The organism is Dyadobacter koreensis, from assembly GCF_900108855.1.
GTDB lineage: Bacteria > Bacteroidota > Bacteroidia > Cytophagales > Spirosomataceae > Dyadobacter > Dyadobacter koreensis.
The window spans coordinates 245,979-267,801 of record NZ_FNXY01000009.1; the positions used below are offsets into that span (position 1 = coordinate 245,979).

The following is a 21,823-nucleotide window of genomic DNA, read 5'->3' on the forward strand; positions in this document are numbered from 1 at the left end:
ATGGTACACCCAATACTTAACAACATAAATATTGGTTAAAAACGAAATTGTAATAAGTGATTTTTAATAACATTTTCTGTTGTAAAAAACATGGCTGAAAACAAAAGAAGACCCAAAGTAGCACCAGAAAAACCTCCGAAGCCGCCGCGTGAATACAGCTTGTTTAACTGGCTGAACCGTTTTTTACCTCTCGATAAAATTTTCGGAGACAAAGTACCGGGACAGGAAGAAAGGGTTCCGGTGAAGTACTTTTACTATTTCGGCTGGATCATCATCCTCTTGGTCGTTTACGAAAGAATCGGTTTTCAGTCGGAGGAGTATGTCAGAAACAGTATTAAATTAAAAAAAGAGGTAGACGATTTACGGGCAGAATATACTTCGATTCAAGCGGAGTATATGAAAAGCGGGAAGCAATCCGTCGTAATCGAAAAGGTAAAACCGGACGGACTGGAAGAAAATCTTAATCCGCCAAAAAAGATTGTACTTAAAAAAGACGAGTAAAATTCTATCTCTGTTTATTGACCAGCACCCATGAAAAGCGATATAGATAGCGGCCAAAATAATAAGAAAGCATTGATTACCAGGGCACGTATTGTTGCTGTGGTTTTATTTGTTTTTGCAGTAATGGTTTTTTTCAAACTTTTGCACGTCCAGTATTATGCCTCCCATAAAGGCAAAACCTGGTCGGAATATGCTGTAAAAAATGACTTAAAACTTGATACCATCCGGGCAATGCGAGGCAGTATTTTTTCAAATGACGGAAGTTTGCTCGCTACTTCGCTGCCTTATTATTACGTAGGCTTTGATACCAAAGTGGCAGATTCCGCATATTTCTATAATAATGTTGATCAGTTGGCCAGCCTGCTGGTAAAAAACTTCGGCGAAAACACTTTTGACGGGTATAAGAATAAATTGATCCGTTATCGTATCAGTAAAAACAAGCGGTATCTGCGGTTAAAAAATAAGGAAATTGGATATCTTGAAAGGGAAAAAGTAAAAGAATGGCCCTTTTTCAATAAAGAAAAAAAAGGTGGAGGTGGAAAGTTTGAGATGATTTACAAACGTTACAAACCATTCAGCCCCATGGCCGACAGAACGATCGGCGGCACAGATCCCAAAAGTGGACGAGGATATATCGGTGTTGAAGCCAGTTTTGACAAAGATCTTGAAGGCAAAGAAGGCGTCAATCTCGTAGAGCAAGTCGAAGGAGGGATCAAGATTCCGGTAGGTGACGCACTTAATATTCAGCCGGAAACCGGTAAAGATATTTACACAACCCTGGATATGAACTTCCAGGATATGGCCGAAATTGCGTTGCGCAGAAAACTTACAGAAGCAAACGCGGAATTTGGCTGTGTTGTTATTATGGAAGTAGCGACCGGAGAAATCAGGGCAATGGCGAATCTTACCAAACGGGCGGATAATAAATACGAAGAAGTTTTTAACTACGCTCTGGCAGGAAGCACCGACCCCGGCTCAACTTTCAAGCTTCCAACGATGATGGCACTTTTGGAAGAGACGAAAATGAATCCAAATCAGGTGACTGTGAACACAGGGACGGGTTCTGTTCGTTTTCGCGGACTATCGATTAACGACTCCAAACGAGGTGGACACGGCGTATTAACTGCTGCGCAGGTTTTCGAAAAATCGTCTAATATTGGTGTTCATCTCCTTATGCAGCGTTATTTTTTCTCGAAGCCTGACACTTATCTTAATTATCTGAAACAGTTTCATGTTACAGAGTCGACCGGGATCCATATGAAGGGTGAAAATCCTCCTTATATTAAAGACCGGTCTTCAAAGCAATGGAATAATTATTCACTGACATTCATGTCGTATGGTTATGAAATGCGGATGACGCCTCTCCAAACACTTGCGCTGTATAATGCGGTCGCAAATGACGGCTATTGGGTTCGTCCGATGGTGGTTAAGGAAGTTCGGAGTGCTGAAAAAGTCGAAGATAGAATTCCTCCTTACGTCTCCGAAAAGCCGATTTGCTCACCTGAAACTTTACGAAAAATAAAGGCCATGCTGGAAGGCGTTGTAGAACATGGCTCAGCGAGAAATATCAGAACAGATCTGTATAAAATTGCCGGTAAAACGGGAACTGCTCAAAAATTGATCAATGGAATCCATACCGCAGGCAAATATTATACTTCATTTGCAGGTTATTTCCCCGCCAATAAGCCGAAATACAGTTGTATTGTAATCATTGACACACCTCGCGGAGCGAAAGAGAATTATCAGCTTTATGCGGGCAGTGTGGCAGCTCCTGTTTTCAAGGAAGTTGCGGACCGGATTTATGCATATGATGTCAGTATTCAAAAAATGGCAAAAGACACGACCCACGGAGAAGAAAAACAAGTAAAGTGGGCTGGCAGAACCTCTGATTTAAAGGTGATCAGCAAATATTTAAATTTAACACCGGTAACGGAAGAAGAGACCGAATATTTGTCAGGATCTATTGTCGCAAAGGGAAAAACAAACTGGAAACCCCGCAGTATCCAGACAAAGGATGTTCCTGATCTGCAGGGAATGCCGATGCGCGATGCTTTGTTTATTCTTGAAAATAAAGGTTTCAAAGTTACATTTAAAGGTTCGGGCAAAGTTGTAGATCAATCACTTCCTCCCGGAACAAATAAGAGCGGACTCAAAACGATCCTGTTAACATTACAGTAATCCATTCATGGAAAGTATTCAAAAACCAATTCATAGCTTAATCAGTGGGATCGCTGGCGTAACGGTACACGGATCAGAAAATGTTGTCGTCAATAAAATAATCATTGATTCAAGGCGCGTTCTGCCGGGAAGTTTATTTGTGGCACTTCGAGGCACCCAAACGGATGGACATCAATATGTAGAAACAGCCTCGGATCTCGGCGCTGCTGCCATTCTTTGCGAAAAGTTACCTGCACAATTGCGGGCTGGAATTACCTACATTCAGGCTCAGGATTCTGCATCTGCGATGGGATTTATCGCTGCTTCATTTTATGATCAGCCGTCGAAAAAAGTGACATTGGTCGGAGTAACCGGAACAAATGGGAAAACATCTGTCGCAACCTTTTTATTCCAGCTTTTCAGAGCTTTGGGTTATCGTTGCGGCTTGTTATCAACCGTTCAAAATCAGATTGAAGACGAAGTTATTCCTTCGACACATACAACGCCGGACGCAGTTGCACTTAACGAACTTCTCGCATTAATGCATGAAAAAGGCTGCTCGCACGTCTTCATGGAAGTAAGTTCGCATGCCGTTTCGCAGCACCGTATCACAGGTTTACATTTTGCAGGAGGCATTTTTACAAATATTACGCACGATCACCTCGATTTCCATAAAACATTTGACAATTACATCACAGCGAAAAAAGGCTTCTTCGATCAATTGCCTAAGACTGCTTTTGCTCTTGTCAATATCGACGATCGCCGTGGTTCGGTAATGGTCCAGAATACAAAAGCCAGAATCGAGACTTATTCGCTGCAAACGCTTGCAACGTACAATGGAAAAATTCTTTCCGATACGCTTACGGGAATGCATATGGAGATCAACAATCAGGAGGTATGGTTCCGCGTGATTGGCCGGTTTAACGGATATAATTTACTCTCTGTTTATGGGGCTGCTATTGCTCTCGGCGAATCTCCGGAAGAAGTACTGACGGCACTTTCCAACCTGAACAGCCCTCCGGGACGATTCGAGCAGATTCATTCTGTGGATAACATTGTTGGAATTGTGGATTACGCCCATACGCCGGATGCGCTGGAAAATGTTTTGCAAACTATTGCACACCTTCGTCATGGCAATGAACAAGTCATAACGATTGTTGGATGCGGAGGAAACCGCGATGCTGCTAAAAGACCGAAAATGGCTGAGATTGCCTGCAATTTGAGCACCCGGGTTATTCTTACGTCAGATAACCCAAGATATGAGGAGCCACAGGATATTCTGGATCAGATGATGAAAGGTGTTCCGCCTTTGAAATTTAAAAATACAATTGTCGTTCCCGATCGCCATGAAGCAATTTTTAAAGCTGTTGCCGAGGCAAATCCGGAAGATATTATTTTAATTGCAGGAAAAGGGCACGAAACCTATCAGGAAATCCGGGGTGTTAAACATAACTTTGATGACAGGCAGGTGTTGCGAGAGGCATTTTCCAGTTTTCATTCCCACAAAGAATAAAAATTCAGGACCCGTTGCGTAGTCTGCAAGAAAAAGGCAACTTTGCAAGCGCTAATCACGATTTACATGCTTTATTATCTATTCGACTACCTAGACAAGCAATTTAACATACCCGGAGCCGGCGTATTTCAGTACATTTCCTTTCGTGCGTTAGGAGCGACGGTATTGTCTTTATTCATTGCTGCCACCTATGGAAAATGGATTATCAACTTTTTACGCAGACAGCAGGTGGGCGAATCGATCCGCGATCTGGGACTGGAAGGTCAGATGGAAAAAACAGGAACACCAACGATGGGAGGGTTTATTATCCTTGCTTCGCTGTTGATTCCAGTGTTACTGTTTGCAAAACTTTCTAACGTCTACATCGTTCTTTTGATCATTACGGCGGTCTGGACCGGTTTGATCGGTTTTGTCGATGATTATCTGAAAAAATTCAAAAATAATAAAGAAGGACTTCATGGCCGGTTCAAGATTGTCGGCCAGGTTGGACTTGGATTGATTGTAGGATTAACGCTATCCTTCAACGACCACGTTAAAATCCGGATTTACGAACAACCCTTATTGAGTTCGTCGCTGGGAGAAGTACAGCGCTACAAAGATGTCATACATCCGACTGTAACCACGCTGCCATTTTTCAAAAACAATGAATTTGATTACCGCACCCTCCTTTTTGGGTGGCTGCCCGAAGAATATACCTGGGTAATTTACACAGTTCTTGCAATTTTTATTATTACAGCAGTATCTAACGGAGCCAACATTACGGATGGAATTGATGGTCTGGCTGCTGGTATTTCCGGTATCATCGCGTTGACACTTGGTGTGCTGGCCTATCTTTCAGGTAATACTAAATTTTCTCAGTACCTGAATATCATGTATATTCCGAACTCAGGAGAACTCGTAATTTTTTGCGCCGCCTTTGTCGGGGCCTGTGTTGGGTTTCTCTGGTATAACGCGTATCCTGCTCAGGTTTTTATGGGCGATACCGGAAGTTTAATGCTTGGAGGCGTTATCGCCGTAGTGGCCCTTGCCATCCGAAAAGAACTAATGATCCCGATTTTATGCGGAGTATTCTTGTCGGAGCTCGTTTCCGTCATTATGCAAGTCAGCTATTTTAAATATACCAAGAAGAAGTTTGGTGAAGGCAGGCGGATTTTGTTGATGTCTCCGCTTCACCATCATTATCAGAAAAAAGGCATTCATGAAGCAAAAATCGTTACGCGCTTCTGGGTTGTAGGCATCATCCTCGCCATTTTTACTCTGGCTACCTTGAAATTGAGATAATAAAAAACGAGCCTGCCGCTAATTCGACGGGCTCGTTTTTTATTACATCCATGTGAAATTATCTTCCGACAGCTTCACTATATCGTCTTGGATCATATCCTTTCGCAAAGAGCGGATATTGATCAAAAATTCTGCGAACGACACTTCGATAGTGATTATTCGAGTTTTCCACACCTTTAAAAATTCCAGAAGCATATCCTCTCCATACCACCTGATCGCTTTCTGCATCAATCAGAGAGACAATTAAAGTACCTTTATCGAGGGCATATTTAATTGGTTCATAACGGAAACCATCATTTTCTGTATCAACCCAGTTTTTTATGACTGGCTGCATATAACCCTGATAACGAAGGTTATCATAGAAAATACCATAATTGACCAGTAAAGTTGGTTTTTCAGCGGTAAGCTTGTAACCTCTCACCTGCATCTGGCGACGGATTGCCTCGTAAATTTCTGTACAAAGATTATTTGTATCACGTTCACATTCCAGAAACGTATAGGAAGAATAATCTTTGAAATTTGTTTCATAACTGTAGTCATGTTCCACAAATACTTTACGACCACTGGAGCAACCCGCTAATATCAATATCACTAATAAAGCGGCATAAGGTTTAATAGACTTCAGCATAAGCATTACATTTGTCAGGTTATAAATAGATATGTTCACTCTAATATTGAAAACCCACTAATCAATAGCTTATGCTGATCTTCTCCTCGAAACTACCCCATATAATAAGCTATTGCTTTACGCATTTCTGAAACCGGAACGGCTATGTCAAAACCACATTTACCTGCTCCTTCCAGAAGAGAAAAACGAACCTCGCTTCCTCTGTTCTTTTTATCCTGCCGTGTCAACGCAATAATGGCGTCTACATCTTCCGGATTAATTAATACTTTGCCATATGTAGCAAAAAGAAATTCTTCTATATCACTTAGTGTTTTCTTATCTATCAAATTTCGCTTGTAAGAAAGATAACTTTCCATAATCATTCCCACAGCAATTGCTTCCCCGTGAAATAGTCTTTCGCCCTCTGACTTACCTAAAAAATAGGTCTCAACAGCGTGACCCAAGGTATGGCCGAAATTAAGGATTTTTCGCAAACCTTTTTCCGTAGGGTCCTGATCTACAATATGTTGCTTAATTTTCACAGAATGGGCGATCAAATCTTGCCAATTTTGTTCTTCAAAATCATTCTGCCGGATCGTCTTCCATTTTTCAGCATCAGCAATCAGACAATGTTTAATAATTTCAGCAAAACCAGATCTGATTTCTCTTTCCGGTAGTGTTTTCAGAAAAAACGGATCTATTAAAACACTGTTTGGTATATTAAAAACACCTAAATGATTTTTAAAACCCTGAAAATCAATTCCAAGTTTCCCGCCAACACTTGCATCTACCTGAGATAAAAGTGTAGTCGGTATTTGAATAAAATCAATTCCACGCTTGTAAACAGCCGCACAAAAACCACCCATATCTCCGATCACTCCGCCACCGATATTAATCACCAAAGCATGCCTGTCAAGTTCTCCTGCCGTCATCGATTCCCAGATGGTTTCGCAAGTCGCCAATATCTTATGTTTTTCTCCACTTGGAACCGTCACTAACTTGTGTTTCGGTAAAAGAGGTTTTATCAAGGAATAACAATACTTGCGGGTATTGGTATCAGCAATTACAAAAACTTTCGAATACTGTGCAGAATTAATAAACGCTGGTAAACTTTCGGTAATGGGTGCTAAAACTACGGACTGAGTCATTCTAAATTATTTCAATAAAAAATACAATGCTCATCAAATATACGATGATGAAGGCATATTGGATGCGTGAATAATTAATTAATTTAATATATTATTTCGAAATTTATTATTTGACGCATCAATTATTGGGTTTAATATACAAAAAAGAATACTAAGCATAACAATCAATATTTCAACAATAATCAATTTTAGATGCAAAAATTATCGGTTCTCTCTCACAAATTTAATTGCCAAAGTGATCATATGCGCATTCAGGCCATTTGATCGGTGGTAATAGCCATAGCGGAGGTTCAGTTCATCAAATGAAATTCTTTTAGTTAAATAGGCCGATGGCAGGTATCTCAGATTTATACCAGCCTTATAACTTTGAAACGACGCCAGATCATAATCCGAGGTATAAAATTTTGCTGAAATATCATGCTGTTTGTATGGCTTGAAATATTCAGAGCCAGATTGATTATAAAACCTAAAAAACGGAGAAACCGTCCATTGAGATGACGTTTTTATAGCTGCTTCCAACTCAAGACTATTTCCAAAAATATCAAAACTGTCGTAATAAAAACCATAGTTTAGTTTAAGGATCGTTCGGCTTCCCATGAAATAATTCAGCCGGATACTAAGAGGAAATTTATAACGATCGCCTGGCAGATTTTCTACTTTCAGCGAATCATTTTTAAAATAAACACGGTGGAACGGGGTCGCCAGCAGTCCCTTCTGATAGGCGAATTCCGGGAAAATTCCGAGTACTAACCTAGGGTTGATGATCTGGGTAAAACCAAATTTGAAATTATAGGAATCCCGGCGGTAGGTATTAAACCATTGCTTGTTTCGAAGTTCAACCGGATAGATAAGCTTGACAGGCCGGTAATAGTCAGGATCCAGTCGCCCCCAGCGCATATCGTCAAAATAGGCCTGAAAATCAAAAGAATATGTCCTTGTTTTCGATGGATTTGCATACTCAACAGAGGCAAAAACAGGTATAGACATATAATCCGACTCGATCGAAAAGCCTGAACCTATACCTAATTTCAAATCCTTTTTTTTCAACTGGCGCTGGTAATTTAGATTTCCGTATGACCGGGCATCACGGCTTGAAGCAGAAGACATGACAAAATCAATATTATCAACGGAAGCCGAACTGATGATATCGACCCCGCCAACAAAACGGAGCGTGTTATACTCCCTGAAAGTATGACCAATCCGAACAGAAGGTGAATAAACAGTCAATTTTTCTGTTCCGATTCCGCCGGTAACAGCCGAATTATGGCCCTCCTGAATGTAATGATTATAAACCAGCTCGACCTCGGTTTTTGACAACGTACTTTTTTGATAGGAGCTATCAGAATTCTGGGCTTTTGCTTTTAATAAAAACGCACTAAGTAATCCTGCAAGTAAAACTCTTTTTTTCATACAATGCTAGTTACATCCGCATCCGCCACTTGATTTTGTCCCGGCGGCCGGAGTCGCACCTTCTCGGATCGTTTCCACATAATCTTCAAATTTTTTTCCGGAATTACTGCCCATTTGCATTTCGGGGTCGTTGAGATATATGCGCTGATAAGGTTTTACAGACTGACAACTAAATCCGCAAAACGTCAACATCAGTCCGCTTATCCAAAAGTAGATTTTATTTCTCCGCATATTTAAAGTTAAGGTTTCGTGAGTGAAACACTTCATTTTTGTCATTAATAATTAAACAATGGGTTTGCGGCAGCTGATTAATAAAATGAAGCCCCACATTAACGCCCATGACAAATACCGCCGTTGCCAAAGCATCGCAAAGCTCAGCTCCCGGGCCAACGACTGTCACGCTTTTAATTCCGGTTACCGGCTTGCCCGTTCGCGGGTCAAGAGTATGCGCATAACGCGTTCCACTCCACATAAAAAATTGCTCATAATCGCCTGAAGTGGCAATTGAAGCATTCTCGATTGGCAGAAAACATAAAACATCCTGCGCATCATCCGGATTTGCAATTCCAATCTGCCAGGGTCTATCGTCTATTTTTTTTCCTATAACAGTCAAATCGCCGCTGGCATTTATCACACCATGAGAAACACTTTTTTCAATCCATAACTTTTTCACTTTATCGGCAGCATACCCCTTCCCGATTGCCGCAAAACTGATATACATGCCCTTCTTTTTCAGGAAAATATGATTATCAGGAAGAAGTAAAATATTTTTAAAACCTACGGATGAAAGTGTCTTTCTGATCGCATTTTTTTCTGGAAAGACGAATTGCTCGTTCTTGAAATTATATAACTTTTTTAGAGGTCCGACCGAAATATCGAATGCTCCCTGAGTCAAATTAGAAAGACCGATACAACGTGCAATCAATTGATAAACTTCTTCATCAACCTGAACGGATTTCACTCCGGCATTTTCGTTAATCAAGGAAGTAAAAGACGATTTATCAAATTCGGTCAGCAAGTTTTCAAGTCGCTTGATTTCATCCCGTCCTTCTTTTAAAAGTGCCTCTGCTCCCGCTTTTTCAGTATCCCGGATAATCAGCTCAAAGGCGGAACCCATCAACTTTTCGACCAGCCGAAACTCATCCATTCAAATGCTGCAAACGGTTTTTCAATTCATTTACAAATTCCTGTGGTGTCTGGTTCTTATAGGTTATAATCTCAAAATGGGCACCATCATCAGAGATCAGAACAAGGTTTGGGAAAACACCTTTTGGGTTATATTTCTCTGCCAGCGCTTCATTTTGCTCTATAATCTCTTTCGCAAGCTTTGCCCGCTGTGGGAAATCTGCAACAACAACTTCAAGATTTTCTTTGGCAAAAGTTTCGAAAGAAGGATCGTTCAGCACTTTTTTTCTAAATTGGATACAGCCCTTACACCAGTCAGATCCGGAAAAAACAATGAATTTATTTTTGGCGCTCAGTTTAATATCCGCTGACACCGGAGCAGTTTTCTTTACTTTTACAGATTGTACTGGCAGGAGAATATTTATCAGAAATACGAAGACGAGTGAAATCATATCTGTCAGGAGTTAAGGTCATTTATTCAGAAAACAGCGAACCGCTGAGTTAGTTCCACTTTTGAAAAACGGATTTTACAGAAGTCGGCGTATACCGGCCAATAGTAAAAACGCTGTGAATAATATCTAAACTACGAAGTTGCGCACTTAAACAGTTGCTTCTAAGTCATTTTTTATTGCTTTCGCCCATCCTTGTTGCTGTTTTATTTCGTAAAATTGCGGTTCCATTGGCGAATGACAGCGTAATTACTGCCCTCGGATACAATCTTTTTGTCTTATACCTATAAAAATATATCTCCTTCATGAGTGCTGCTCTTATTTCCGGAATACAACAGGTTGGTCTCGGTGTTCAAAATGTTCCCGAAGCATGGCAATGGTATCGCCGGATTCTTGGTTTTGATGTTCCGGTTTTCGACGACAAGGCCGAAGCTCCTTTGATGACACCTTACACCGGAGGAAAAGTTCATCAAAGACACGCAGCGCTGGCCCTGAATCTGGCCGGTGGAGGGGGATTGGAAATATGGTCGTTTACCAGCCGTGTTTCTCAGCCAGCAAATTTTAAACTGGAACTTGGCGACTTGGGTATCAACGCCATCCGTTTCAAGGCACCTGATATTAAAAAAGCACATGAATGGGTGAAGTCGCAGTCAAAAGAAGCAGTCGGCCCGTTGGTGACGCTTCCGGAAGGCGAGGGCTTTTGGGGGAATGATCCGTATGGAAATATTTTCCAGATCACAAGTGATACTTCATGGTTTCAAAACACAGGAAAGCCAATTGGCGGTGTTGCAGGTGTTGTTGTTGGTGTCACGGACGTACATAAGGCGATTTTATTTTACCAGACACTAATTCAAAATCTGGAAGTTATTTATGACAAAACAGATGTTTTCGACGATTTGCCGACTTCAATCTCAGGCCAACGTTTCCGTCGTGTTCTGCTTAGAAAAAACTTTACGCCCGAAGGAGCATTCAGTAAACTTCTTGGTAATATTCAGATAGAATTAATTCAAGCACTTGACCGTGCGCCTAAAAAAGTTTTTGAAAACCGGTACTGGGGAGATTGTGGTTACATTCACTTATGTTTCGACGCGTTGGATCTGGCTACTTTGAAGACGAAAATGCAGGCGCAAGGTTATAAATTCACGGTCGACAGCGAATCTTCTTTTGGAATGGAGTCTGCTGCCGGACGTTTTGCATACGTAGAAGATCCGGACGGAACTTTGATTGAGATGGTAGAAACCCACAAATTGCCAATTTTGAAAAAAATCGGATGGTTTTTAGATATTCAGAAAAGAAAACATCAGAAACCGCTACCAGACTGGATGCTTAAAATGATGGGTTTGAACAGAGTAAAAAACTAAAATCCTACGAAATTTTTTCTAATTAAGGCAGTACTTTTTCGGTGCTGCCTTAATTATTTTTACCGATACCGATTACCAAACCAAGCTAAAAGCGGTAAAGCTGCAAACACCGCAAGCCCGGCTTTGAAACCTGCAAAAATTCCTACGATCAGCGATATTAGCAATACAATTAACGGATAAAGATAAAGCAGTAAACCAAAAAGTGCTGAGTCATAAAAAACAGTTCTGGCTGTTATTTTTGATACCTTTTTAACAAACGCATGATAAATCGGACGATGAATCAGACGGCCCAACCAGCCAATTCCTCGAAAGACAAAATTTCCTCTTGAGGGAATTGAGTTCGTCCCGAAGAAATTATTGAACGCTAGCTTGCGCTCTTCTTTTGTTGCCGTTTCGGGAATTGTCAATATTTCCCGGTTCATTCGTTCAAAAAGCAGATCATTGAACTCTCTGAGCCACTTTTCATAATCTTCCGGATTCGTTTTCAGATCGGAATGATGAATCGGATCGCCATAACGCAGCGCGACTCGTTTGCCGGTACCACGATAATGTTCATAATTTACACCTGTCGGAATCACCCGCATTTCACCTAAATCTTTGTCAGTAAACCAAGCCTGATAAGCCATACGCGCAGTTCCTTTTCCAAGGGGCCGAAGTTTCCACTCATTCACGCAGATACCTTCCGAAAAAATGACAACGGCGTTTCCACCTCTCATGGCAGCGAGACTTTCACTTGTTGTCACATCAAGATTTTTAACGTGCTGTCTTCCTTCCGAACCTCTGAAAACAGGAATAAGATTTATTTGCCGAAGCCAGAACTTAACCGCAGGTTTCCTGAATACATCGCCGCGTGTCAGCGTGTAGATAACCTGTTCTAAATCAGCACCTATCACCAGGGCATCAAAAAATGACCCCGAGTGATTTGAGGCAATTAGTAATGGGACATTCTGAGGGATTTTAACGCGGTTAACGATTAAAAGACGACGCAGAAAGATAGGAAGCGCCAGTCGGATCAAAAATCGGGAAAAAAAATAAAACACTATATAAAATGGTAAGTTTCAACACAAAACTAACGCTAAATTCTATTTTAAAGAAGTAACGCAAAATTTCAATTTCCTTTTCTTCTGATATCCAATATTTTATTAAATGAGCGAAGTGTCGGTAAGAAAACAGCAGCGTGTATTCTTTCAGTGAAGTTGTTAACTTTGTAACACTTTATCACTAAAAAGTACCCGAATTTATCAACAACTAACTACTTATTTTGAGTAATTTCATGCGCATAAAGAACTATCCAGCCATCATTGAAAAGGCCTGGGCGGGATTCGACGATTCGATATCTATTAAACTGGTTGAAGATATAAGTGCCAAAGTATCAACCAATCACGTATTCAGGGTAACCTTAGACAACGACGATATCGTTATTGCCAAACTTTCCTATTTTGGAAAATATGAGCACTTCAAAGAAGATCACAGAATTATCCACGCAGTTTCCAACAATTTATTATACCCGTTTGAGAACGTACTAGCCAAGTCTCTTCTAAAAAATAATCAGGTTTACACCTATCGTTATCAGGAGGATTTTCTGGATACCTGGGTTGTTTTTTACAATCCGATCCGTGCGATGAATCGGATGCCGAAAAGACTTGACGAAGATAATATCAGAAAGCTCGGCCGCGAAATGGCCAAATTTCACCAGGCATGTTATCGCGTAGGGAAATCTATCCCAAAGTCATCGAAAAAATTGAGGACTGATATTCAACAACTGCTTGATATCCTTGATACAGAAGCCGGGCAGTATGAACACAGAATGCATGTCGAATTCCTGAGAGAACAATGTGACATTTTCCTCAAAAATGTTCAGAAATTAAATGTTATATCATTCGATATGATGCCGGTTTTTGTTGACTGGAATATCGGAAATTTTTCAGTGACAGAAGATCAGCACTTATTCTCGCGCTGGGATTATGACTGGTTCCGGGTGTCATCGAGAATCCTTGATTTTTACTTTTTCAGCAGGGTCGTTTCAAACGTCGGAGACCGTACGGTTTTCAGCTATTTAATCACGCCTCTGATGGAAGACCGCTTTATGATTTTTCTTGAAGAATACCACAAAGTATATCCACTCTCGGAAAATGAGGTACGGTTCATGAAGGAGGCATATCGCTTTTTTATTCTTAACTATGTAATAAAATATGGAAAATACTTTTTTCATAGAACTTACTCTACCAAATTGCAGAGAGAAGCTTACGAGCTCTACTTTCCGTCAATTGATACATTTGATGCGGATAAAATTCTAAAATTTCTGAATATTACACCAGAAATTAAAGAGAGTAAGAAAAAACCTAGTTTAGATAAATCGTAAATTTAAGACGCCAATTACATGATTTTAGACAATTTTAAGTCCGTACTCTCCAAGTACGAAGTGATCTTCTTTGATGCATTTGGCGTTCTTAAAACATATAATGGGCTGATTCCGGGGATTGAAAATACATTTGCATACCTAAACGAAACCGGGAAAGATTTTTATGTCGTGACCAACGACGCTTCACGCAGTCCTGAACAACTTGCAGAATCCTATGTGCGGTTGGGGATTGATGATGTCACCCCGGATCGTATCATTTCGTCAGGTATGCTGGCACGTGAGTATCTGGATCTGAAAGTAAGAAGCGGGATAGTGGCTTACCTGGGAACTGAAAATTCAGCTCATTACATTGGTACAGATGATATCAAAACTTTGTCCATTCGCGAACTGGATTTAAGTGACATTAATGATGTAAACGCTTTGGTATTTCTGGACGACGAAGGTTTCGACTGGAACACTGATTTAACTAAAACGCTGAATTTACTTCGCAAGCGCAATATTCCTGTAATCGTCGCCAATACGGATAAGACGTATCCGGCGTCCAAAACACGACTTTCGATCGCGGTGGGCGCTTTGGCAAAAATGATTGAAGATACGATTGGAAGGCAGTTTATCCGTTTCGGAAAACCAGATCCTCAAATGTTCATTTTCGCTTATCAACATATCAAAAATTATCCAAATGTCAGTAAAAGAGATATTTTGATGGTGGGCGATACACTGCATACAGATATCCTGGGCGGGAACAAATTCGGACTGGATACTGCATTGGTTTTAACTGGAAATACGCAAGCCATTGATGCGGAAGTCCGGATACGAAGTACCGGAATTATCCCGACTTATATCTGCGTTTCAGCTGTGGTGGAGTAATTATTATTTCACCGCAAATTTTACATAAAACTCTTTTACGCGAAGCTCTTCCTGCTTCGCGTCATCTGTTTTTCCCATCATTCTTAACAAAACAGCTCTGTTTGCGTGGCATTCGGCAGCCACATAAGAGTCAGGAAAAGAGCGTGCTGACTGCGTGAACTTCGCATATGCCTGGTGAATCGACGTGGTATCATGGTTTTTCATAAGCGCTTGTCCTTCCTCAAAATCCTGTTGCCAGCGACGCGCGGTTTCATTCATTCTTTCTGCTTCCTGAAATGCGAGAAACGGAGTCACCGAAACCTTGGAATTCTTGGGTGTTATTTCAGGAATCGGTTTAATAAAAAATGCTTCAAGTGCTTCCATATATGCCAGAGCTTCCTTTTCATTATATTCTTCCTGCTTCAACTTTTGTTCTTCGTCCGGATTAGAAAAAAATGCTGCCTCGGCCAAAACTGCCGGAATTCCATACGTTCCGCGCAAAACCTGAGCGCCGGCCTTCGGGAAAATTGTGAAATCTGAAACAACAGACACCGGACTGTTTCCATTGAATAAATATTTTGTAATTGTTACTGCCAACTCCTTTCCAAGTGCTACACCGGCGAGATTTTCAGTGGCATTTCCATGAAAATAGATGATTGGAAAATCAACCTTTGGATCAGCGGTCGCATTATGATGAATAGAAACAAACAGGTCTGCATTATTGTCAATAGCTATTTTTGCCCTTCTGGCCAGGGAAATCGTGTCGTCAGTGGTTCTGGTCATCAGCACCTTTGCACCTATTATTTCCAGTTTATTTTGAAGAATTTTCGCAACACGCAAGTTTATCCATTCCTCCCGTTCACCACCCGGACCTACGCGATAACTATCCGTCAGCGCTGTTCCGCCATGTCCAGCATCAACACAAATAATTTTCCCATTTAACGAACCCGATTTGGTTTGCGCAAATCCGATTGTATGGATTATAAAAAGAAAAAATCCAAGGTTCAGAATCTTTTTCATAGCTGTTTATTTTGACAGAAAATACTTAACACATCAAAAATAGATTTTTAAATTAACTGTTTATTTTTCCGTTCAGACATTTTCCATGTCGTTTACGCAGGTTTTTATTCCAATTAGGAGAATTCCCTTTTATTCTTGCCATATCTCGATTTCAATTGTAAATGGTTATCCAAAATCCTGTTAATTTTGATTTACTTAAAAACCAAAATACACACACGGTTCATCAATATCCATTATTATGCTTGCAAAAACGTTCGGAAGTGCCGTATATGGCGTCAACGCCAAAATGATTACAATTGAAGTACAAGTGGGGCAAGGGATGCACTTTCACATTGTCGGGCTCGCAGATAGTGCCGTTAAGGAAAGTGAACATCGCGTTGAAGCTTCTTTGAAATACTTCAATTATAAAATGCCCAGGCAAAAGGTGATTGTCAACATGGCACCTGCGGACATCCGCAAAGAAGGATCGGCTTATGATCTCCCGATCGCACTTTGTATTCTGGAATCTTCTGAACAAATTTCCTCCGTCCACAATCTTGAAGATTATGTGATTATGGGCGAACTATCCCTGGATGGAAAATTACGTCCGATTAAAGGAGTTTTACCGATCGCTATTGAGGTTCGTAAACAAGGCTTTAAAGGTTTTGTATTACCGGCAGAAAACGCCAGAGAGGCTGCGATTGTCAATAATATCGATGTTATTCCCGTGGAGACACTGGAAGATGCTATCGCTTTTTTTGAAGGAAAAAACTCCATAGAACCGCTTATAGTCGATACCAGAGATCTGTTTTTCACGACACAGAACGAATACGACGCTGATTTTGAACATGTTCAAGGTCAGGAAAACATAAAACGTGCTTTGGAAATCGCGGCCGCAGGTGGGCATAACGCCATTATGATCGGGCCTCCGGGTGCAGGAAAAACAATGTTAGCAAAACGAATTCCTGGCATTTTGCCCCCGTTAAGCTTACCCGAAGCCTTGGAAACGACTAAAATCCATTCGGTAGCTGGCAAATTAGGAACTAATGCAGCATTGGTCTCGAGAAGACCTTATCGCGCGCCGCATCATAGTATCAGCGACGCAGCTTTGGTAGGAGGTGGAAGTTTTCCTCAACCAGGCGAAATTTCACTGGCTCATAACGGAATTCTGTTTCTGGATGAGCTTCCTGAATTTAAAAGAACAGTTTTGGAAGTAATGCGGCAGCCATTGGAAGAAAGAAAAGTAAGTATTTCGAGAGCGAAAATGACAGTAGAATTTCCGGCAAATTTTATGCTGATCGCCAGTATGAACCCATGTCCATGTGGTTATTATAATCACCCTGATAAAGAGTGCGTTTGTGGACCGGGCGTTGTTCAAAAATATTTGAACAAGATCAGCGGACCGCTACTAGACAGGATTGATCTTCACGTCGAAGTTACACCGGTTACTTTTGACCAAATTGCTTCAACACGTAAATCCGAGAGCAGCGCTCAAATACGGGAGCGGGTAATAAAGGCGAGAGAAAGACAAACAGAACGTTTTAAAGATAACAAAGAGATTTATTCCAACGCGATGATGCCGCCTGAAATGGTTAAAAAAATCTGTACGATCGAAACGGCGGGGACTGCACTGCTAAGAACAGCTATGGAAAGGCTGGGATTGTCTGCGCGTGCCTACGACCGGATTCTAAAAGTTTCGCGTACGATCGCTGATTTAGCTGGCAGTGATGATATTAGAGTGGAACATTTGGCGGAAGCGATTCAGTATAGGAGTTTGGATCGGGAGAACTGGGCAGGGTAATGATAAATTAATCCATTATGGGAAACTGGCGATTTTTAATACCTTGAATAAAGACATTTCGTTCATTATAGACTTTTGATGAGACTGGAAATCTGAAAACAATTGTTGGCGTTTCAGGCGAGCTTCATTGCCTGTTGTCCACCTTAGCTGAGCGTCTAACTTGTAAATTATTCTGCTGCAAAAAGTTGTATCCAAGATCCAGAATCACATACTTGTGGTCCTCTAACCTGATTTTATAATATCGTCCATCTGTCGTAGCCTTTATTAACCCTTGCTCTCCATAAGCATGTAAGTTATATTTTTCAACAAACTTTTTCTCAACTGAATTTGCAGTACGTAACAGATTTACCAGATAAAAACTTTCTGACTTAACAAGCCGGATGTACTTATTATCCTTCTCAAAAGAAAAAATTTTCTGAATGTACAATTTGTCCCGTTTAGGTAAATCTTTGAGGGGCAGTCTCTGATCAATAAAAGTTAGCGGAAAATAGGCCCAATAAAGTTCAGTTGGAGCCTGATATCCATAATCGGTTATGGTTCTATAAATTTTCCCGTTTTTTATAAGTGAAATCGTTATTTCATTATCATCAGTCCAATTTGCTTCATATCTGTCGTTCAACTTTTTTAGGCTAGCTTTCCTGAATTTCAATTCTAGGTTCTGAAATTGTTTTGAAGATATAGCAGACGAATATAATCCATTGTTTTTTGTGTAATGCTCGTTATGAATGATCACTTCGCCACTTTTTGACACAATTACATTATTTACCGGACAGTTTCCCAAGCAACCGGAGGAAGAAACAATGATTTGATCAAATGAAACTTGTGGAGACAATTTGTAATTACTCCTTTCATAAATTACGTTAGCTGAATCATTTAATGTAAGTTCTAAAACTTTACTATCAAGCTTCACAACTTCGTATCTATCCCATATATTATTTGCCAGATCAAAAATTAACAATTGGTTACCTTGTATCCGATATTTCGTCTCAGTACCCAAAAATTGGGTATTTCCCTGGTTATCATTGTTGAAATACCCAAGTTTATTCTCGCAAAAACCAGATTCACTAAATGTATAACCGGGTTTAGATCCTACTTCCGAAAAAGGCATTTCTATTGAATCTGCTGGTGATTCATATTTTAGTTCTATATTGACCAATATCCAGTCACCAATAATAAGACGGTCATATTCTTGGATAACTTGTGGTGAAGAAGGAAAAGTCAATAAGCAAATTGTCCTAATCACAAAATTCAGAAGTTCCATACGAGAAGTTTATTTTGCTACAACTCGTCAACACTCACTCCGCCCAATTCCTGAAAAAGTGTTTGCCAGTAATGCGTCACATGTGGATTATTTTCTTTTGAAGAAGCTGTTGCCTCGAAAGGCGAGACAATCGTAACCTGCGGAGAGCCAATCGCATATTTTTCTAACTGCTTAACGTCCGATTTTGCTTCCTCCTCAGCTTGTGTATCCGAAACGGGGGGCTGCTTATGGAAGTCGCGGCGACCGGCACCTTTTACACTTTCGATCATATCACTGAAATAGTATACGCTCACTTGTGCACCACTTTCTCCGGCTTTTGCGATGACAGGCAAACTTGCCCAGATATCCGTGGATTGATTCGAAGAACCCTCATTTTGCTGGTTCAGTTTCAACAGCAATTGTCTCAGGAAAATACTTTTTTCGCGCTGCAAAGAAAGCTGAAAAGCTGTTTCAATGGCCTCACGGTCAGTCGCATTTGCTCCGTCATTTATCTCTTTTTCACTTCTGATCATTAACGACAAAGCACGGGCTTTTGACGTGTTTTCATGTATAAAATAAACATCCAGTTTGTCACCTTTGTTTTTCATGTTATTTTCCATGATATCTGTCAGCGTTTTACGGTATTTTTCGTTGACATATGCCCGGTTGACATTTACGCTTTGAGTCTTATCCAAAAATATCAATGTGTAAATCGGCGCATCTGGAATTGCCTCGGCTTTTTCCTTTTCACCACCGCAGGCAGCCAATAAGAAAACAAGCCCTGAAAGCACGGCATATTTGATTTTGAACGAACGATGCATAGGAGACTTCTGATTAATAATAGAATTCATGGCATTGGATTTACAAAACGAAACTACTCAGTTCGTCATAACCATACAACGCCAAACGGGATGGACGGTTTAATTATTTTATTAATACACAAAAATCCCTCCAGAACGGTGCGTTTTGGAGGGATTTTTCAATTTTTTTTTTGAAAAAAGCTGCCTTAAATTACGTTTCAGGCTTTATTTTGATTCTGAATCATTTGAACAAGCTCTTCTGAAATACCTGTCGAAGAATATCCTCCGTCGTGGAACAGATTCTGCATCGTTACCATACGCGTCAAGTCTGAGAATAACGAGATTGTATAGTTTGCACAATCGTCAGCCGTAGCGTTTCCTAGCGGGCTCATCTTCTCTGCAAACTCATAAAACGCATCAAATCCGCCAATTCCTGAACCCGCCGTTGTTTTTGTAGGAGATTGTGAAATCGTGTTTACACGAACATTTTTCGCTTTTCCGTAACGGTATCCGAAGCTGCGTGCAATACTTTCAAGCATTGCTTTGGCTTCTGCCATATCTGTGTAGAATGGATATGTACGTTGTGCTGCAATGTAAGACAAGGCAACAACCGAACCCCACTCATTAATAGCGTCCATTTTCTCCGCAACCTGTAAAAATTTGTGAAGAGAAAGTGATGAGACATCAAGGCTTTTCAGATACCAGTCGTAGTTCAAATCCCCGTATTCTTTTCCTTTACGGATATTTGCGCTCATACCGATTGAGTGCAAAACGAAATCTACTTTTCCGCCCAATACATCCATTGATTGGGTATATAATTTTTCTATATCTTCAACAGAAGTGGCATCCGCAGGAATAATTTGCGCATCACAAACCTTCGCCAATTCATTGATTGCGCCCATACGCATAGCGATTGGTGCATTCGTTAACGTGAATGTAGCTCCTTCTTCTTTTGCTTTTAGCGCAACTTTCCAGGCAATTGAATTTTCGTCCAATGCCCCGGATATTATTCCCCTTTTTCCTTTTAATAAACCGTATGCCATGATTTCTTTATTGTTAATTACGAGTTAACGCCCTTTTTGGCCGACAAAGTAACAAAATTTTGACTGCTTAAACCACAATCTTTTTAATACAAAGCATTGGGTTTTTAGCAGTCAAGGTTGTTATTTAATAGATTCTACTGGTTTCAGCGACAGCTTTTCTTCAAGAAACTGTTCCGTTGCTTTATAAACTCCCTCAACATCCTTCGAGCGCAGGTAAGAGCCGATCACGTGATCGCTGCTATTTGGAAATGCTTTTTCAACTTTAAGGTCCGCTGGTGTTCCCAGTTTTGAAAACATATCAAGCATTGCTTTTACGGAAACAACCTTATCCTGCTCTTCTTCATTTTTATAATAGTAGGCCAGAAAAACGGGCATTTTAATCTTTTCATAAACTTCCGGTTTCGCCACCGCATCGATTGTTTGCTGTAAAGCCATTAAGCCGTTTGTGTGATAACTTTGCAGCCAGAAATTAGCGCGTTCCGGTATTGTGTCGGCAGATTCTCTCCTTTCGCCCATTATTCCATGTAAAATCTGTTTTCCCCACGGGCCCGTTATCAACTTCAAAGCTGGCGAAGCAACGGCCATACAAGGAGAATAAAGCACGATTCCTTTAATCTCAGGATTTGTTGACGCAAGATAAACGGTTAACAATCCGCCGGCTGAAGTTCCGATTACGATCACACTGTCGCCCAAAGCCTTACCAATCGATAATGCGCGTTTAGCGCCAGCTATAAAATTTTCGGAGGTAAGGTCATCGAACGCATTAGGATCGCTGATGCCGGCATCATGCATACGCGCCAGATATAAATTAGCACCATATCGTTTGGCAAGATTTCGATGGATCGGTTCTCCTTCCGCCCAGCTGGCTCCAAAACCGTGTATATAAACAATGCTGTATCGTGTTTTCTCTTTTTTTGAAGTATCTGCCCAAATAATTCGGGCCTGATTGTCCCTTTTCATATCCTTAACAGCAGCTTCGGAAGCGTTGATTTCCTGTTCAAGCTGTGGCAGATTTTGAGTTATCGGGGGAAGTGCAGAATCTGGTACTGTGGCAGTTACTTTCGGACCAACGAAATAAACAATGGCAAGCACAGCCAGTACGGCAACGATCCACACTATAATTTTTAACATATATTATGATTTTTGAAGGTTTCTTTGCTCCGAAAGTTCGTTAGTTTTA

20 protein-coding genes are annotated in these 21,823 nt (G+C 40.7%); 8 read left to right on the forward strand and 12 right to left on the reverse strand.

The features are described from left to right. The first annotated feature begins 90 nt into the window (after window positions 1-90). The 4 genes from BMY70_RS26255 to mraY all read left to right on the forward strand — a co-directional run bounded on the left by BMY70_RS26255 (window position 91) and on the right by mraY (window position 5,452). Window positions 91-501, forward strand: a complete 411-nt coding sequence (locus BMY70_RS26255; RefSeq protein WP_090340454.1) for an FtsL-like putative cell division protein — start codon at window positions 91-93, stop codon at window positions 499-501. 30 nt (window positions 502-531) lie between these two features. Continuing rightward, on the forward strand, window positions 532-2,679 hold the full coding sequence (locus tag BMY70_RS26260) for a PASTA domain-containing penicillin-binding protein (protein WP_090340458.1): 2,148 nt from the start codon (window positions 532-534) through the stop codon (window positions 2,677-2,679). Between the two features lie 7 nt (window positions 2,680-2,686). Next, entirely contained in the window at window positions 2,687-4,171 is a 1,485-nt protein-coding gene (locus BMY70_RS26265) for a UDP-N-acetylmuramoyl-L-alanyl-D-glutamate--2,6-diaminopimelate ligase (RefSeq protein WP_090340461.1), read from the forward strand. 66 nt (window positions 4,172-4,237) lie between these two features. After that, window positions 4,238-5,452 carry a phospho-N-acetylmuramoyl-pentapeptide-transferase gene (mraY, locus tag BMY70_RS26270; RefSeq protein ID WP_090340465.1) on the forward strand — a complete coding sequence of 405 codons (1,215 nt, stop codon included), beginning with the start codon at window positions 4,238-4,240 and terminating at the stop codon, window positions 5,450-5,452. Window positions 5,453-5,510: 58 nt separating this feature from the next. Here mraY and BMY70_RS26275 read toward each other — a convergent pair whose 3' ends face one another. The 6 genes from BMY70_RS26275 to BMY70_RS26300 all read right to left on the reverse strand — a co-directional run bounded on the left by BMY70_RS26275 (window position 5,511) and on the right by BMY70_RS26300 (window position 10,194). Continuing rightward, window positions 5,511-6,086 carry a DUF4136 domain-containing protein gene (locus BMY70_RS26275; RefSeq protein ID WP_090340468.1) on the reverse strand — a complete coding sequence of 192 codons (576 nt, stop codon included), beginning with the start codon at window positions 6,084-6,086 and terminating at the stop codon, window positions 5,511-5,513. A gap of 86 nt (window positions 6,087-6,172) precedes the next feature. Then, window positions 6,173-7,207, reverse strand: coding sequence for a 3-dehydroquinate synthase (gene aroB / locus BMY70_RS26280; RefSeq protein ID WP_090340470.1), 1,035 nt, complete (start codon window positions 7,205-7,207; stop codon window positions 6,173-6,175). 201 nt (window positions 7,208-7,408) lie between these two features. After that, a complete protein-coding gene (locus tag BMY70_RS26285) occupies window positions 7,409-8,617 on the reverse strand; it encodes a DUF3570 domain-containing protein (RefSeq protein ID WP_090340473.1) in 1,209 nt (402 codons plus the stop codon). Window positions 8,618-8,623: 6 nt separating this feature from the next. Then, entirely contained in the window at window positions 8,624-8,848 is a 225-nt protein-coding gene (locus BMY70_RS26290; protein ID WP_090340476.1) for a DUF4266 domain-containing protein, read from the reverse strand. Next, window positions 8,835-9,764: an FAD:protein FMN transferase gene (locus BMY70_RS26295; protein WP_090340478.1), complete on the reverse strand. Its 930-nt coding sequence runs from the start codon at window positions 9,762-9,764 to the stop codon at window positions 8,835-8,837. The genes BMY70_RS26290 and BMY70_RS26295 overlap by 14 nt, the downstream gene beginning before the upstream one ends. Continuing rightward, window positions 9,757-10,194: a thioredoxin family protein gene (locus BMY70_RS26300; protein ID WP_090340481.1), complete on the reverse strand. Its 438-nt coding sequence runs from the start codon at window positions 10,192-10,194 to the stop codon at window positions 9,757-9,759. The genes BMY70_RS26295 and BMY70_RS26300 overlap by 8 nt, the downstream gene beginning before the upstream one ends. Before the next feature lie 302 nt (window positions 10,195-10,496). Here BMY70_RS26300 and BMY70_RS26305 point away from each other — a divergent pair, with 302 nt between their 5' ends. Continuing rightward, window positions 10,497-11,552, forward strand: coding sequence for a VOC family protein (locus BMY70_RS26305; RefSeq protein ID WP_090340484.1), 1,056 nt, complete (start codon window positions 10,497-10,499; stop codon window positions 11,550-11,552). Between the two features lie 59 nt (window positions 11,553-11,611). Here the strand turns inward: BMY70_RS26305 and BMY70_RS26310 are convergent, their stop codons facing one another. Then, window positions 11,612-12,592, reverse strand: a complete 981-nt coding sequence (locus tag BMY70_RS26310) for a 1-acyl-sn-glycerol-3-phosphate acyltransferase (protein WP_090340487.1) — start codon at window positions 12,590-12,592, stop codon at window positions 11,612-11,614. A 233-nt stretch (window positions 12,593-12,825) separates the two neighbouring features. Between BMY70_RS26310 and BMY70_RS26315 the strand changes: the two genes are divergently transcribed. Continuing rightward, the gene (locus BMY70_RS26315; protein ID WP_090340490.1) at window positions 12,826-13,914 is read left to right on the forward strand and encodes a hypothetical protein; all 1,089 of its coding nucleotides are present in this window, start codon (window positions 12,826-12,828) and stop codon (window positions 13,912-13,914) included. Between the two features lie 18 nt (window positions 13,915-13,932). Then, complete coding sequence (locus BMY70_RS26320) at window positions 13,933-14,781, forward strand: TIGR01459 family HAD-type hydrolase (protein ID WP_090340493.1); 849 nt, start codon at window positions 13,933-13,935, stop codon at window positions 14,779-14,781. A 3-nt stretch (window positions 14,782-14,784) separates the two neighbouring features. Here the strand turns inward: BMY70_RS26320 and BMY70_RS26325 are convergent, their stop codons facing one another. Continuing rightward, on the reverse strand, window positions 14,785-15,780 hold the full coding sequence (locus BMY70_RS26325) for an N-acetylmuramoyl-L-alanine amidase family protein (RefSeq protein WP_090340496.1): 996 nt from the start codon (window positions 15,778-15,780) through the stop codon (window positions 14,785-14,787). Window positions 15,781-16,018: 238 nt separating this feature from the next. Between BMY70_RS26325 and BMY70_RS26330 the strand changes: the two genes are divergently transcribed. Continuing rightward, window positions 16,019-17,560: a YifB family Mg chelatase-like AAA ATPase gene (locus tag BMY70_RS26330; RefSeq protein WP_090340499.1), complete on the forward strand. Its 1,542-nt coding sequence runs from the start codon at window positions 16,019-16,021 to the stop codon at window positions 17,558-17,560. Window positions 17,561-17,684: 124 nt separating this feature from the next. On the opposite strand, the gene BMY70_RS26335 is transcribed toward BMY70_RS26330, so the two are convergent. The 4 genes from BMY70_RS26335 to BMY70_RS26350 form a co-directional block, all read right to left on the reverse strand. Next, complete coding sequence (locus BMY70_RS26335; RefSeq protein WP_090340502.1) at window positions 17,685-18,821, reverse strand: DUF6438 domain-containing protein; 1,137 nt, start codon at window positions 18,819-18,821, stop codon at window positions 17,685-17,687. 17 nt (window positions 18,822-18,838) lie between these two features. Continuing rightward, window positions 18,839-19,621, reverse strand: coding sequence for a hypothetical protein (locus BMY70_RS26340; RefSeq protein ID WP_090340840.1), 783 nt, complete (start codon window positions 19,619-19,621; stop codon window positions 18,839-18,841). 197 nt (window positions 19,622-19,818) lie between these two features. After that, window positions 19,819-20,643: an enoyl-ACP reductase FabI gene (locus BMY70_RS26345; RefSeq protein WP_090340505.1), complete on the reverse strand. Its 825-nt coding sequence runs from the start codon at window positions 20,641-20,643 to the stop codon at window positions 19,819-19,821. 120 nt (window positions 20,644-20,763) lie between these two features. After that, a complete protein-coding gene (locus BMY70_RS26350; RefSeq protein WP_090340509.1) occupies window positions 20,764-21,774 on the reverse strand; it encodes an alpha/beta hydrolase in 1,011 nt (336 codons plus the stop codon). Between the last annotated feature and the right edge of the window lie 49 nt (window positions 21,775-21,823).